Genomic DNA, 13,422 nt, shown 5'->3' on the forward strand with positions numbered 1-13,422 from the left:
TCAGTCGAGATGCCGCACGCGATCGATCGCCTGCTCGATGCGCTCGACGGCAATCACATCGAGCCCGTCGATCTTCTGCTTGGGCGCGTTGGCCTTGGGAATCACGGCCAGCGTGAAGCCGAGCTTCGCGGCTTCCTTCAGCCGCTCCTGCCCGCGCGGGCTAGGCCGGATTTCCCCGGCCAGGCCCACTTCCCCAAACACCACCAGGCCACGCGGGAGCGGCTTGTTGCGCATCGACGAATGGATCGACAGCAGCACGGCCAGGTCCGCCGCGGGCTCGGTAATCTTCACGCCGCCCACCGCGTTCAGGAACACGTCCTGGTCAAAGCAGGCGATGCCCGCGTGCCGGTGCAGCACCGCCAGCAGCATCGCCAGCCGGTTCTGCTCGAGGCCCACCGCCAGGCGGCGCGGGTTGGGCACGTTGGCGGTATCGACCAGCGCCTGCACCTCCACCAGCAGCGGGCGCGTGCCCTCCTGCGTCACCAATACGCAGGAGCCCGGCACGGTTTCTTCATGCTGCGACAGGAACAGCGCCGACGGGTTGCTGATGCCGCGCAGGCCGCGCTCCGTCATGGCGAACACGCCGAGTTCGTTGACGGCGCCGAAACGATTCTTGAATGCGCGGATCAACCGGTGCGACGAATGCGTATCGCCCTCGAAATACAACACCGTATCGACGATGTGCTCGAGTACGCGCGGACCAGCTAGGTTGCCCTCCTTGGTCACGTGGCCGACCAGGATGATGGTGGTGCCGCTGCTCTTCGCAATGCGCGTCAGCTGCGCCGCGCATTCCCGCACCTGCGCGACCGAGCCCGGCGCCGACGTCAGGGCTTCGGAATAAAGCGTCTGGATCGAGTCGATCACGGCCACATCGGGCTTTTCCGCCTCCAGCGTGGCCTGGATCTTCTCGAGCTGGATTTCGGCGAGCAAGCCCAGCGTGGGACTCTCCACGCCCAGGCGCTGCGCGCGCAGCGCGATCTGGGCCCCGGACTCTTCGCCGCTCACATAGAGCACGCGCCGCTGTGCCGCCAGGTTGGCGAGCGCCTGCAGCAGCAGCGTCGACTTGCCGATGCCCGGATCGCCGCCGATCAGCACCACCCCGCCCGCGACCAGCCCGCCACCGAGCACGCGGTCGAACTCGTCGATGCCGCTGGAAAAGCGCGGCACGTCGGCGGCATCGATCTCCGAAAGCTTGAGTACCGTGGCCGATGCCGCCAGCGGCTGGAAGCGCTTGCCCGCCGTGCTGCCCTCCGCGACGGTCTCGACCAGCGTGTTCCATTGGTTGCAGTGCGGGCACTGGCCGGCCCAGCGCGGCACGGTGCCGCCGCATTCGGTACAGGTGTAGACGGTCTTGGTCTTGGCCAACGGGAGATCCTTGAGGGTGAGTGCCGGAAACGCTACGGCCGGCCACCTTTGGGCGGCCGGCCGTCAGGACAGGTCGATCCTTGCCGGGATCAGGCCAGGAGGGGCGACGCGCTGTCCGACGCGGTGATGGTCGCCACGGTGGCCGGCACGCGCGGCGCCAGCGCGCACATCAGCTCGTAGCCGACCGTGCCGCTGGCCTCGGCGACATCGTCGATCGGCAGGCCCTGGCCCCACAGCGTGACCGGGCTGCCGATCCTGGCTTTTGGGCACGGCCCCAGGTCCACACAGATCATGTCCATGGAAACGCGGCCGATCAGTTCGGTGCGCACGCCATCGACCAGCACCGGCGCGCGGTGCTCGCCCCAGCCAACCGCGTGGCGCGGGTACCCGTCCGCGTAGCCGCAGGCCACCACGCCGATGCGCATCGGCCGGTCGGCGGTAAACATGGAGCCGTAGCCGACCGTATCGCCGGCTTGCAGGTCCTGCACGGCAATCAATTCGCTGTGCAGCGACATGGCCGGCTGCAGGCCAACCCCGGCAATATCGGCCTCGCGGCCGGTGGGCGACGCCCCATACAGGATGATCCCGGGCCTCACCCACGCACGGTGCGCCTGCGGATGCCACAGCACCGCGGCCGAGTTCGACAGGCTGGCCTCGCCCGGCAGGTTCGCAGTGGCGGCGTCGAAGGCGGCAACCTGGTGGGCGATGCCGCGCGCGCTGTCGGCATCCGAGAAATGGGTCATATGGACGATGCTGCCCACGCACGGCATGGCGCGGGCGCGTTCCCACGCGGTGCGGTACTGCGCGGGCTGGAAGCCCAGGCGGTTCATGCCGGTGTTGAGCTTGAGCTGGATCGCCAGCGGGCCCTTCGGCCGCGCGCTCTCCAGCATCCGGAGCTGCTCCTCGCAATGGATCGCGGTGGTCAGCCGGTATTGCTCCAGCAGCGGCACATCCTGCGGCTGGAAAAAGCCTTCCAGCAGCAGGATCGGGCCCTGCCAGCCGAGGTCGCGCAGCTGCACGGCCTCATTCAGGTCCAGCAGGCCGAAACCATCGGCCGCGCGCAGGCCGGCAAAGACGCGGCGCAGTCCATGGCCGTAGGCGTTGGCCTTGACCACGGCCCAGACGCGCGAGTTCGGCGCGTGACGGCGCGCGATTTCCAGGTTGTTGGCAATGGCGGGTTGGTGAATGACGGCGTGAATCGGTCTTGGCATGAAGTGACATCTCGCAAGCATGCATCGCTACCGCTGGAAGTATCCTTCCAGGCGCCGCAGTGTGAGTCGGGCGTCATGTCCGGCTGGGCATGCACCAGATCAGGGAAGACCCGGTATTCGGCGAGCGATGCGTATCCGTTATTTGAACACACTCGCGCGGCCCCACCCGCAATTCCCGGGGAATCGCAGAGCGCCTGCGCTGTCAAACTGGCGCCTTTGCGGATTCAGGATTGTCGTGTTTTCGTGATATAAAGCCGGACGCTCAGGCCATGTTCTAAACGCGAAGCAATATGTCAATGACGGTCAGGCAAGCGGCGCGGCGCTCGCGCGCGGCGTATGAGGCACAATTCGACACGGCCGCAGCCCAGGGTCCCCTGCAACCATCCATGGCAACGCCGGTGGGCGTAGCCCTTCCCAGAGCGCACGAAGGACGCGCTGGAGACAAAGTCGAAAGCATGAAGAAGGGTTTTTACACCATCATGGCCGCGCAGTTTTTTTCGTCGCTGGCCGATAACGCGCTGCTCATCGCCGCCATCGCCCTTCTCACCGAGTTGCATTCCCCGCAGTGGATGACTCCGCTGCTCAAGCTGTTCTTCGTTCTCTCCTACGTCATCCTGGCCGCATTCGTCGGCGCCTTCGCCGACTCCATGCCCAAGGGGCGGGTGATGCTCATCACCAACGCCATCAAGATCGCGGGCTGCGCCATCATGATGTTCGGGCTGCACCCCCTGCTCGCCTACGGCATCGTGGGCTTCGGCGCGGCCGCGTACTCCCCGGCCAAGTACGGCATCCTGACCGAGCTGCTGCCCCCGGAAAAGCTGGTGATGGCCAACGGCTGGATCGAAGGACTGACCGTGGGCTCGATCATCCTGGGCACCGTGGTCGGCGGCGCGCTGATTTCGGTGCACATTTCGCAGCTCCTGCTGCGCTTTGACATCCCCTATGTCGACACGGGCATCAACACGCCGGCCGAAGCGGCGATGGTCGTGATCATGCTGTTCTACGTGATTGCCGCCATCTTCAACCTGTTCATTCCCGATACCGGCGCACGCTACCCGCAGCAGGAAAAGAACCCGATCAAGCTGATCGCGGAGTTCGGCGACTGCTTCGTCGCGCTGTGGCGCGACAAGCTCGGCCAGATCTCCCTGGCCGTGACCACGCTGTTCTGGGGCGTGGGCGCCACCCTGCAGTTCATCGTGCTGAAGTGGGCGGAAAAATCGCTGGGCCTGAACCTGTCGCAGGGCGCCCTGCTGCAGGCCGTGGTCGCCGTGGGCGTGGCCGTCGGCGCCATCATGGCGGCAGCGCGCATTCCGTTGCGCAAGTCGCTGTCGGTGCTGCCCTTTGGCGTGGCCATGGGCGCGACCGTGATGCTGATGGCGTTCTACACCAAGGACGCCATGCCGCAGATCACGGTGGACGTGCTGGGATTGCATATGCCGCTGTACATGGCCATCGCCTACGTGTTCCTGATGGTGGTCGGCGCCATGTCGGGCTACTTTGTCGTGCCGATGAACGCGCTGCTGCAGCACCGCGGCCACGTGCTGCTCTCGGCCGGCCATTCCATCGCCGTGCAGAACTTCAATGAGAACGTCTCCGTGCTGCTGATGCTCTGCCTGTACGCGCTGCTGATCAAGGTGAACGCGCCAATCGGGCTGGTGATCGTCGCACTGGGCCTGTTCATCTGCATCACCATGGCGCTGGTCATGCGGGTGCACAAGTACAACGTACGCACCTTCAACTCGCTCGCCATGATCGGCGAGGACAAGCACCACTGATTGCGTCGTCGGCGCCCAAGGCGGCGCCGGCCGGAATCTACCCGGCAGCAGCCGCAATGGCAGCACGGGCGCAGGCCCGCTGCGGCCATCCATCCGGCACCACGAACCCGCGCGAGCGCTCGCGCCAGCAGCCCGGCGCCTGCGCACCGGCCGGCTCCATCTCGCATAGCATGATCGGTGATTCGCGCCGCCAGCCGTGGTCGGGGTGCGGATCGGCAAAGCGCTCGGCCAGCGCCTCGCGCAGGGCGTCCGCCGCTTCGGTATCGCCCTCTTCCAGCAGCGCGCCGGACAACCAGCCCGAGCGCGACAACCGGCACCAGCGCGTGCCGGCTGCCTGGCCGGCACGCGCATACCAGTCGTCGAGCGTGGACCACCAGCCGTGCAGGTGGTTGCCCGCAATGCCCAGGCGGTCCAGTCCCTGAGGCACCAGGCCGTCGCGATAGAAGAGCCACCCCAGCAGATAGACCTCGCTGCGGTCGACCGCCCTGCCCAGCAACCCCCGCGCCTCCGCGGTCCTGGCCAGTGGCAGTTGCCGGTGGACGATATGGTCGAGCTTGTCGCCGAGCCTGTCGACGAGGTTCGGCCCGACAAACCCGCGCAGCCCCAACGCTTGCGTGTCGCCGGCATCGGCCATCAGGTAGAACTTGGCGGCCATTTCCCAATGCACCACTTCGCCGCTGCCCTGGTCCCGCCAGACGAAGTCGAGTTCGCCGAGGGTCTGGATGCCGTGCCCATGAGCGCGCCTGACCGGTACGTTTGCCGCCAGCAATTCCAGCCCCTGCGCATGGCGCAGCGCGAATTGCAGCAGGCGTTCGGCATGGCGCCCCAGACGCAGGCTGCGGGCGCGGGCGGGCTCTTCGGGCAAGGCATCGGTAATGCCGTTGGCGAGTTCGGCAATGGTGGCGGGCAAGCCGGCGGGGTCGGCCTGGCCCAGCCAGTGCTCCCAGGCAGCCTGGGTGCCAGCGGGCCAGCGCGCCAGTCGCGCGCCGCTGTCACCGGCGGCGGGCAGACTTTGCAGCAGGGTCGGTGACAAGGTGCACCACGCCAGGTCGCGCGTGCGTTGCGACAGCGCCTGTTGCCACAGCGGCGGCGCCGGCGCATGCACGCCGTTGCCGCCGTGGCTCAGGGAAAGGTCAGGCCTGAGCTCCCGCACGATCGTGTACCTCTCGGGCCAGACACAGGTCCTCCCACGCGCGCGCCTTGTCGGTCAGCGTACGCAGCAGGTAGGCGGGATGGTAAGTCACCACCACGGGAATCCCCTCGTAGCTGTGGACCGTGCCGCGCAGCTTGCCGATTGGCGTGGTGGTGCGCAGCAGCGACTGCGCCGCAAAGCGGCCCAGTACGACAATGACCTTGGGCCGCACCAGCGCGATCTGCCGCTTCAGGAATGGCTCGCACTGCCCGACCTCGGCCGGTTCCGGGTTGCGGTTGCCCGGCGGACGGCACTTGAGCACGTTGGCGATAAACACATTGCGGCCGCGCGAGAGGCCCAGCGATCCCAGCATATTGTCCAGCAGCTTGCCGGCCTGGCCGACGAACGGCTCGCCCTGCAGGTCTTCGTTCTCGCCGGGCGCCTCGCCGATCAGCATCCATTCCGCCTGGCGATCGCCAACGCCGAACACGGTACGGGTGCGCGTCTCGCACAGGCCGCAAGCCGTGCATGCCGCCACGGCGGCATCGAGCGCGGGCCACGCCATGGCTGCGATGTCAAGCTCGCGGTCGGGAACGGCGGCGGTGCGCTCGGGCTCGGCAACGAAATCGAGAGCGGCCTCTTCAAAGTCCGGCTCCGGCTCCATGACCACGGCCGAGCGGCCTTCGTCGGGCTCGGGCGCCTGCAGGGGTTCGGCTTGCGCCTCGGGTTCGACCTGCAGGACGGCCGCGCGGTCAGGTTCCGCAGCAGCCTCCTGCGGCGCGCCCACCGGCTTGCGCGGCACCCACTCCGTGGGAAGGCCAAGCACCTCCAGGAACTGTGCGCGGCGGCTCATGCTGCGTCCTCGTTGCCGGGCCAGGTCCGGCGCAGCACCAGCGCGTCTTCCCGCACGTTGCCGGACGCAGGATAGTAGCCTTTGCGCCGGCCGATCTCGACGAAGCCGGCTTCGAGGTAAAGCGCCAGTGCTCCGGCATTGGAAGGCCGCACTTCCAGCAGCATCGTATGCAGGTGGTGCGTGTGCGATGTCGCCAGCGTCACCGCCAGCATCAGGCGACCCAGCCCCTGCCGCTGCCGGTGCGGATCCACGGTGATGTTGAGCAGATGCATCTCGTCGACCACGGGCATCAGCACGGCATACGCCACGAGCGTGCCCGTGGGATCGCGCAGGGTCAGGCCCATATGGCCCGCCTTGATGGAGTTCTCGAAATTGCCGCGCGTCCAGGGATGGCTGTAGGCGCGGGATTCGATCTCCGCCACCGCCCGCAGGTCCAGCGCGGACATGCGTGCAAGTGCCCAGCCATCAGCCAGCACAGGCATGACTGGAATATCGGGCCACGCCGACGACCCAGCTGTATCCGGGCGGTAGGTCACGCTCACGACTGGCTCCCCGCGGCCGCCTGCGCGGCGGCCTTGGCAGCGGCAGCCGCTTCGCGCTCCTCGATCGTCTGGGCAACCTTGTCGCGCAGGTAGATCGGCATGGCCAGCGCGGCATCGATCGCCTCGCCGCGCGCCAGGGCCCGCAGCGCAATGGCCACCAGCGGCTGCGCGTGCGGCATGGCCTCGGGCAGCACACGCGTGGCACTCGCCAGGCCGGCCAACCGTTCGCCAAAGACCGTGGCGGCGTTGCCGGCCACCCAGAATTCGCCGGCGGGCAAGGCCACGGTTTCCGGGGGGCCGACTTGCATCCGCGTTTCCGCTGCCCATTCGTGCGCGGCAGGGTCCCAGCGGAAGGCGGCGGAATAGGCTTCATCCATGCGTGCGTCCAGCGCGACCAGCACCGACACCTCGGGCGGCAGCGCGGGCGTGGCGCCGCGGGCGCTTTCCGCGCAGGCCATCAGCGTATTGACGGGAATGACAGGCAGCCCGGCGCCGAAGGCCAGCCCCTGGGCCACGCCGCAAGCGGTACGCAGGCCAGTGAACGAGCCCGGGCCAGCACCAAAGGCAATGGCCGCGCAGTCAGCCAGCGCAATGCCGGCTTCGGCCAGCAGCTCGCCGGCCGCGGGCAGCACGCGTGCGGAAGACCGCGCGCCGGTATGGTCATGGCGAGACCATGACTCGACCGCGCCATCGGCCGTGGCACGGCCCAGTGCAACAGAACACCACTCGGTGGAAGTTTCGACAGCAAGAATCCAGGACATGGCGCGATTGTAGCCGGTGGCGCCCCAAACCGAGTCCTTCCTCGGTTTTTCGGCGGGCCTGCGTGCCGGATTGGGGACTATCATCGGGCCATTCTTTTCCCCGACCTCTCCAGGAGACCCCATGAGTGACCTGCAAGCCCGCTTCGAACAGGCCCAGACCGACGTCAAGCAACTGAGCGAGCGGCCCAGCAACATGACGCTGCTGCGCCTGTACGCGCTGTTCAAGCAAGGCAGCGAAGGCGACGCCCACGGCGACAAGCCGGGCATGACCGATTTCGTCGGCCGCTACAAGTTCGAAGCGTGGGAAGCCCTCAAGGGCACCAGCCGCGACGCCGCGATGGAAAGCTACATCGCCCTGGTGGAAGAACTGCGCAGCGGCGCCGCGAGCTGAAGTTCGCCGGCGTCCCTGCCTCAGTTGAGCGGCACCGGCTTCGGCCGGATGCGCCAGGACGCCAGGATGGCCGTGGCGATCACCACGCCCACGGCCAGGAAGGTTTCATCGAAGGCGCGAATGCGCGCCGCCTGCGCCAGCACATCGCCGCCCTGCCCCAGCACCGCGCCGTGCTGGTTCAGCCGCCATTGCAGGCCGACGCCCGCCAGGCTGACACCAATCGCCCCGCCAAGCTGGCGCACGAAATTGATGCAACTCGATCCCTGTGCGATCAGGGAAAAATCCACGCCACGCATCGACCCGAGCGTCAGCGACGGCAGGATGCAGCCCAGGCCAATGCGCCCGAGCACCGCCAGCGCCACCAGCAGCAGGTACGGCGTGGACGGCGAGCCCGTCGCCATCAGCAGGAACGACAGCGACAGCAACGCCAGCCCGAACGACACCTGGTAATGCGGCGACACCCGGTGCGTCAGGCGCCCCGCCAGCGCAATCGTCAGCGCCAGCGCGACGCCGGCCGGCAGCAGCACCAGGCCCGCGCGCGACGGCGTATAGTTCAGCGCCATCTGCATGTACACGGGCAGCAGGTAGGTCGAGCCGAACAGGCCCGCGCCATAGATAAAGGCCACCACCGCGCCCGCCGAGAATTGCCGGTAGCTGTACAGCCGCATGTCCATGAGCGGATCGGCCGCGCGCAGCTGCCACATGACGAACGCCACCACCAGCACCACGCCCAGTCCCGCCAGCATCATGCCGGCGGCCACGCTTTCGCGCAGTTCGACCAGCCCGTTCAGCAGGCAGACCGTCGCGACCCCGGCCAGCGCCAGGCCGCGCCAGTCCAGCGGCTTGCGCTCGCCCATCATGATCGAATCGACGGCCATGAAGCGCCGCGCCATCGCTGCGCCGAGCAGGGTCAGCGGCACCACGACAAAGAAGATCGAACGCCAGCCAAAGGCTTCCACCAGGAAACCGCCGAGGCTCGGACCGAGCGCCGGCGCCAGCACCACGCCGAAGCCGAACAGGCTCATGGCCCTGCCCTGCTCGCGCTCGTCGAATACGCGCAGCACCAGGATGCTGGGCAGCGGCTGCATGATCCCCGCGGCGACGCCCTCTGCCACGCGCATGGCAATCATCACGCCGTAGGTCGGCGACAGCCCGCCCACCGCGCCACCCACGCCCAGCAGCGCGAGCGCGCCCAGGAACGTGCGCCGCAGGCCGTAGCGATTGAGCAGCCATGGCGTGAGCAGCATCGCCAGCGTCATCGCAATCATGAAGCTGGCCGCCACCCATTGGGCGCGTTCCTGGCCGAGCACGAAATGGCGGCTCAGGTCAGGAATGGCAACGTTGATGATGGTGGACGAGACAATGGACGACATCGTTCCCAGCATCAGCGTGACCAGCACCAGCCAGCGCAGCCGGTCGCCGTAGCGCGTGCGCAGCGCCGCCCGGGTCGGCCCGCCCGACCCGCCGCCGGATGCCTCCGGCGCGTGCGGGGCCCGGCTCACCCCAAGCGCCCCGTGGCGGCGATCTCGCGAATCTTGCGGACGGTGTCGAGGTCGGCTTCGTGGTAGGCGGACTTGACGATTTCGGCGTAGCGGTCGTCGCCGCTGGCATCCACCGCCGGCATGGTGGTGTCGTAGACGAAGCGCAGCAGCAATGCGCCCGGCGCTGGCGTTTCAATCACCATCGTCAGGGTGCCGCCGGCATGGTCGGCCGTCGCGGCGGTCTCGTAGCGGACCTGGCGACGCGGTTCGAATACCACGCGGTCATCGATGGTCGCCGCGCCGAAATGCAGCACGCGCTCGATCCAGCCGTCGCCACGGCCAACGACTTCAGCATGGTCCAGGCCAAGGACGAACAGTTCGGGCGACTCGGCACGCAGGACCAGCCCTTGCCAGAGCTGGTCAGGCGTAAGCGGATCCAGTTGAGGATTGCCTGGATCATTGATCTCTACCAAGTGCTCGAAACGCAACTTCACTCTCCGTGTTTTGATGTAATCGATATTATGAAGTGTCTTGGCCGTTCGTCAGCACCATTTCACTGCGCAGCGCAACATCTGCGCCACGCCCGTCCGGAGCCGCCGCATGTCCCTCGCCACGTGTCCTGAAGTCGATCCCCTGCAAGTCCTGGTGTACGCCGATTCCCTCTCATGGGGCATCGTGCCCGGCACGCGCCGGCGCCTGCCGTTCCCCATACGCTGGCCCGGGCGGCTGGAACTCGGGCTGAACGCCGACGGGGGCGCCCCGGTCCGCATCATCGAAGACTGCCTGAACGGCCGCCGCACGGTCTGGGACGACCCGTTCAAGCCGGGACGCAACGGCCTGCAAGGTCTGGCGCAGCGCATCGAGATCGATTCCCCGCTCGCGCTCGTGATCCTGATGCTCGGCAACAATGATTTCCAGTCGATGCACCCCCACAACGCCTGGCACGCCGCACAGGGCATCGGCGCGCTGGTCAATGCCATTCGCACGGCGCCGATCGAGCCGGGGATGCCGGTGCCGCCGGTGCTGGTCGTGGTGCCGCCACCGATCCGCACGCCACGCGGCCCGCTCGCGCCCAAGTTCGCCGGCGGCGAGCACAAGTGGGCTGGCTTGCCGGAAGCGGTGCGCGAGGTATGCGACGCGCTCGGATGCCCGCTGTTCGATGCCGGCACGGTGATCGAGAGCAGCGCCGTCGACGGTGTCCATCTCGATGCCGAGGCGCACCTGGCGCTCGGCGACGCACTGCAGCCAGTGGTACGCGCACGCCTCGCCCGGTGACAACCCTCCTGACAGGAGTTGTCAGGAGCACCGGCGCACAATGCGCGGGCATTTTCCCGAAGCTGTCAGGAGACCGTGATGGAGTTGCTGATCAATATCGATGTCGATGACCTGCCGCGCGGCATCGGCTTCTATCAGGAAGGACTGGGCCTGCGCCTGAGCCGCAAGCTGTTCGACGATACCGTGGCCGAGATGACGGGCGGCGCCACCCCCATCTATTTGCTTGCCAAGCCGCCCGGCTCCCGCCCGACCACGCGCGCCAACACCCGGCGCGACTACCGCCGGCACTGGACCCCCGTGCATCTCGATTTTGTCGTCGACAACCTCGAAAGCGCCATCGAACGTGCGCTGGAGGCCGGCGCGGAACTCGAGGACTGGCCACAGGAGTTCGACTGGGGCCGGCAAGCCACGCTGTCGGATCCGTTCGGGCATGGGCTTTGTTTTATCGAGTGGCGGGGCGAGGGGTATGGGTTGGCTCGGCACTAGCCACGGAGGAAAAGACCCGCAGAAAGGGATAGGGCTTATTCAGAGGATTCTGCTAGTTCCGCCGGGACCGCACTGGCACAGTGATGCAACCGCGCGACAAGGTTCGCAAGGTAACACGACGCAAGGCCGTTTGTTATAACATTGTGCTTCCGCACTGATCCTGACTGGCAAGCAACCCCGAGGTGGCGCAATGAAGGCTGTGATACGCAAGATGGGTAACTCGCAAGGCGTGCTGATTCCGAAACCGATCCTCGCCCAACTTGGTCTGGAAGATGAGGTTGACATGGAAATTGAAAACGATGCGCTCGTCATCAGGCGCCCGAAGAACAAGCCGCGCCATGGCTGGGCCGAAGCCAGCCAGGCCATTGCCGCAGCCGGGGACGATGCCCTGGTTCTTGGCGATTTTCCCAACGCTGACGATGAGGACCTGCAATGGTAAGTCGTGGGGACGTCTGGCTGGTTGCACTCGACCCGACTGTTGGCAGCGAAATCCGCAAGACGCGTCCTTGCGTCGTGATTTCGCCGCCTGAACTCCATGACCATCTGCGCACGGTCATTGTGGCGCCCATGACGACGGGCAGCCGCCCGGCGCCCTTTAGAACCCCGGTCACGTTCCAGGGAAAAGCAGGTCTCATGTTGCTTGACCAGGTCCGCACCGTCGATCAAGGCAGGCTTGTCAAAAAGGCCGGTAGGGTTATCGACGACGCCCTGCTTGCAGCGCTGAAGACACTTCGCGAGATCTTCGCAGACTAGCGCGGCCCGGCGGCGCGCCCAGGCATTAAATGCCAGCTTTGTTGCCCTCGCCAGCTTCATAAGCATATGAAAAAGAAATAGACGCCAAAATTCCCTGCGCGGCCCCGTTTGGACGCAATTGCGTTAATCTTGGACCGCGCCCGCCCGGTCATATCCAGCCGGGGTGAAGCGCCTCTCAAGCCACAAGCTTCCAATAACATCCAAACTCTCCTATGCGCAGCATCTCCCTTTACAAGCGTCTGGCGGTTGCGGTGTCCGCCTTTGGCCTCATCGCCGCGGCGGGCAGCGTGTCGGCCCAGGAACAGACCATCCGCGTGGGTACCGTCAGCGGACCGGACTCCGAAGTCTGGCAAGTCGTGCAGAAAGTGGCCAAAAAGAACGGCCTGAACGTGAAAGTTGTGGAATTCAACGACTACGTCCAGCCGAACGCCGCGCTGGACGCCGGCGACCTGGACGCCAACAGCTTCCAGCACCAGCCCTACCTGGATAGCCAGATCAAGCAGCGCGGCTACAAGATGGTTAGTGTGGGCTACACCTATATCTCGCCGCTGGGCATCTATTCGAAGAACCTGAAGTCGCCGAAGGACCTGCCGCAGGGCGCCAAGGTGGCCGTGCCCAACGACCCGTCGAACGAGAACCGCGCACTGCTGCTGCTGCAGTCCCAGGGCGTGATCAAGCTCAAGGCTGGCGCGGGCACCAACGGCACCAACGCGACCCCGCTGGACGTGGCAGAGAATCCCAAAAAGCTGAAGATCGTCGAACTCGACGCCGCCCAGCTGGCCCGCGCCCTGCCGGACGTCGGCGCCGCGGTCATCAATACCAACTACGCGCTCGCCGCCGGCCTGCAGCCGACCAAGGACGCGATCGGCCTGGAAGACATCCACAGCCCGTACGCCAATATCATCGTGGTCCGCACCCAGGACAAGGACAAGCCGTGGGTAAAGAAGCTGGTGGCGGCTTACCAGTCTGAGGAAGTGAAGCAGTTCATGAAGACCCAGTTCAAGGGCGCGATGGTTCCGTCGTTCTGATGGATGAACCAAGATGCGGGGCTGGTCCCGCATCTGCCAGTCCATCACAGGGCTGGCACCCATACCACCCCGCCTCGACGGGGAAACCGGCGGCGCGCCAATCGATGCATGCTAAAGTGAGCGTCCTTCAACGCAAGAACTCCGCATGCCGCGCCCCGCCAACGATTCCACGCAGACACCTGACAGGCCCCCTGCCCGTCACACACGGTGCATCGTGGAGACCCGGCGTGAGCCGGCACGCCAAGCGATCGCCACCCCCACGTAGCCTGATTTGACCCGGTAGTTGTCAATCCGCCGCCAGGGCGCCTTGGAACGAACTGGCACGCCAGTCCCGCCATTCCGTCGCAGTTGTGCTGGCTATCAGGGGCC

15 protein-coding genes are annotated in these 13,422 nt (G+C 66.6%); 7 read left to right on the forward strand and 8 right to left on the reverse strand.

The features are described 5' to 3' along the window. Entirely contained in the window at nucleotides 1–1,365 is a 1,365-nt protein-coding gene (gene radA, locus ACIGJB_RS09380) for a DNA repair protein RadA (RefSeq protein ID WP_483729599.1), read from the reverse strand. A gap of 89 nt (nucleotides 1,366–1,454) precedes the next feature. Continuing rightward, nucleotides 1,455–2,576, reverse strand: coding sequence for an alanine racemase (alr, locus tag ACIGJB_RS09385; protein ID WP_483729600.1), 1,122 nt, complete (start codon nucleotides 2,574–2,576; stop codon nucleotides 1,455–1,457). 455 nt (nucleotides 2,577–3,031) lie between these two features. Here alr and lplT point away from each other — a divergent pair, with 455 nt between their 5' ends. After that, nucleotides 3,032–4,351, forward strand: a complete 1,320-nt coding sequence (gene lplT / locus ACIGJB_RS09390) for a lysophospholipid transporter LplT (protein ID WP_483729601.1) — start codon at nucleotides 3,032–3,034, stop codon at nucleotides 4,349–4,351. A 37-nt stretch (nucleotides 4,352–4,388) separates the two neighbouring features. On the opposite strand, the gene ACIGJB_RS09395 is transcribed toward lplT, so the two are convergent. Genes ACIGJB_RS09395 through tsaB form a run of 4 tightly spaced genes read right to left on the reverse strand, consistent with a single transcriptional unit; the run spans nucleotide 4,389 to nucleotide 7,639 of the window. Next, nucleotides 4,389–5,504: a DUF1853 family protein gene (locus ACIGJB_RS09395; protein WP_483729602.1), complete on the reverse strand. Its 1,116-nt coding sequence runs from the start codon at nucleotides 5,502–5,504 to the stop codon at nucleotides 4,389–4,391. Further along, nucleotides 5,485–6,336 (reverse strand): uracil-DNA glycosylase, encoded by an 852-nt coding sequence (locus ACIGJB_RS09400; RefSeq protein WP_483729603.1) that lies wholly within the window; start codon nucleotides 6,334–6,336, stop codon nucleotides 5,485–5,487. The genes ACIGJB_RS09395 and ACIGJB_RS09400 overlap by 20 nt, the downstream gene beginning before the upstream one ends. Beyond that, nucleotides 6,333–6,818: a ribosomal protein S18-alanine N-acetyltransferase gene (gene rimI, locus ACIGJB_RS09405; protein ID WP_483732302.1), complete on the reverse strand. Its 486-nt coding sequence runs from the start codon at nucleotides 6,816–6,818 to the stop codon at nucleotides 6,333–6,335. Before rimI ends, ACIGJB_RS09400 begins: the two co-directional genes overlap by 4 nt. A 56-nt stretch (nucleotides 6,819–6,874) precedes the next feature. After that, nucleotides 6,875–7,639 carry a tRNA (adenosine(37)-N6)-threonylcarbamoyltransferase complex dimerization subunit type 1 TsaB gene (gene tsaB, locus ACIGJB_RS09410; protein ID WP_483729604.1) on the reverse strand — a complete coding sequence of 255 codons (765 nt, stop codon included), beginning with the start codon at nucleotides 7,637–7,639 and terminating at the stop codon, nucleotides 6,875–6,877. A 121-nt stretch (nucleotides 7,640–7,760) separates the two neighbouring features. Between tsaB and ACIGJB_RS09415 the strand changes: the two genes are divergently transcribed. Then, nucleotides 7,761–8,030, forward strand: coding sequence for an acyl-CoA-binding protein (locus ACIGJB_RS09415; protein ID WP_483729605.1), 270 nt, complete (start codon nucleotides 7,761–7,763; stop codon nucleotides 8,028–8,030). A gap of 20 nt (nucleotides 8,031–8,050) precedes the next feature. Here the strand turns inward: ACIGJB_RS09415 and ACIGJB_RS09420 are convergent, their stop codons facing one another. Together ACIGJB_RS09420 and ACIGJB_RS09425 are read right to left on the reverse strand one after the other, a co-directional pair. Further along, the gene (locus ACIGJB_RS09420; RefSeq protein ID WP_483729606.1) at nucleotides 8,051–9,532 is read right to left on the reverse strand and encodes a DHA2 family efflux MFS transporter permease subunit; all 1,482 of its coding nucleotides are present in this window, start codon (nucleotides 9,530–9,532) and stop codon (nucleotides 8,051–8,053) included. Continuing rightward, nucleotides 9,529–9,999, reverse strand: a complete 471-nt coding sequence (locus tag ACIGJB_RS09425) for an SRPBCC family protein (protein ID WP_483729607.1) — start codon at nucleotides 9,997–9,999, stop codon at nucleotides 9,529–9,531. The genes ACIGJB_RS09420 and ACIGJB_RS09425 overlap by 4 nt, the downstream gene beginning before the upstream one ends. A 112-nt stretch (nucleotides 10,000–10,111) precedes the next feature. Here ACIGJB_RS09425 and ACIGJB_RS09430 point away from each other — a divergent pair, with 112 nt between their 5' ends. The 5 genes from ACIGJB_RS09430 (at nucleotide 10,112) to ACIGJB_RS09450 (ending at nucleotide 13,053) form a co-directional block, all read left to right on the forward strand. Further along, nucleotides 10,112–10,786: an SGNH/GDSL hydrolase family protein gene (locus ACIGJB_RS09430; RefSeq protein WP_483729608.1), complete on the forward strand. Its 675-nt coding sequence runs from the start codon at nucleotides 10,112–10,114 to the stop codon at nucleotides 10,784–10,786. Between the two features lie 78 nt (nucleotides 10,787–10,864). Next, complete coding sequence (locus ACIGJB_RS09435; RefSeq protein WP_483729609.1) at nucleotides 10,865–11,272, forward strand: VOC family protein; 408 nt, start codon at nucleotides 10,865–10,867, stop codon at nucleotides 11,270–11,272. A gap of 190 nt (nucleotides 11,273–11,462) precedes the next feature. After that, on the forward strand, nucleotides 11,463–11,711 hold the full coding sequence (locus tag ACIGJB_RS09440) for an AbrB/MazE/SpoVT family DNA-binding domain-containing protein (RefSeq protein ID WP_483729610.1): 249 nt from the start codon (nucleotides 11,463–11,465) through the stop codon (nucleotides 11,709–11,711). Beyond that, a complete protein-coding gene (locus ACIGJB_RS09445; protein ID WP_483729611.1) occupies nucleotides 11,705–12,025 on the forward strand; it encodes a type II toxin-antitoxin system PemK/MazF family toxin in 321 nt (106 codons plus the stop codon). The genes ACIGJB_RS09440 and ACIGJB_RS09445 overlap by 7 nt, the downstream gene beginning before the upstream one ends. Nucleotides 12,026–12,237: 212 nt before the next feature. Then, a complete protein-coding gene (locus ACIGJB_RS09450) occupies nucleotides 12,238–13,053 on the forward strand; it encodes a MetQ/NlpA family ABC transporter substrate-binding protein (protein ID WP_483729612.1) in 816 nt (271 codons plus the stop codon). Nucleotides 13,054–13,422 lie beyond the last annotated feature (369 nt).

The sequence above is a fragment of the Cupriavidus sp. C2SS-8b genome, from assembly GCF_057073745.1.

Coding starts and splice junctions, on each gene's coding strand:
- ACIGJB_RS09440 (WP_483729610.1), top strand. CDS start 11,463: ATGAAGGCTGTGATACGCAAGATGGGTAACTCGCAAGGCGTGCTGATT.
- ACIGJB_RS09415 (WP_483729605.1), top strand. CDS start 7,761: ATGAGTGACCTGCAAGCCCGCTTCGAACAGGCCCAGACCGACGTCAAG.
- lplT (WP_483729601.1), top strand. CDS start 3,032: ATGAAGAAGGGTTTTTACACCATCATGGCCGCGCAGTTTTTTTCGTCG.
- alr (WP_483729600.1), bottom strand. CDS start 2,576: ATGCCAAGACCGATTCACGCCGTCATTCACCAACCCGCCATTGCCAAC.
- tsaB (WP_483729604.1), bottom strand. CDS start 7,639: ATGTCCTGGATTCTTGCTGTCGAAACTTCCACCGAGTGGTGTTCTGTT.
- ACIGJB_RS09445 (WP_483729611.1), top strand. CDS start 11,705: ATGGTAAGTCGTGGGGACGTCTGGCTGGTTGCACTCGACCCGACTGTT.
- ACIGJB_RS09435 (WP_483729609.1), top strand. CDS start 10,865: ATGGAGTTGCTGATCAATATCGATGTCGATGACCTGCCGCGCGGCATC.
- ACIGJB_RS09430 (WP_483729608.1), top strand. CDS start 10,112: ATGTCCCTCGCCACGTGTCCTGAAGTCGATCCCCTGCAAGTCCTGGTG.
- ACIGJB_RS09450 (WP_483729612.1), top strand. CDS start 12,238: ATGCGCAGCATCTCCCTTTACAAGCGTCTGGCGGTTGCGGTGTCCGCC.
- rimI (WP_483732302.1), bottom strand. CDS start 6,818: ATGCCTGTGCTGGCTGATGGCTGGGCACTTGCACGCATGTCCGCGCTG.
- ACIGJB_RS09400 (WP_483729603.1), bottom strand. CDS start 6,336: ATGAGCCGCCGCGCACAGTTCCTGGAGGTGCTTGGCCTTCCCACGGAG.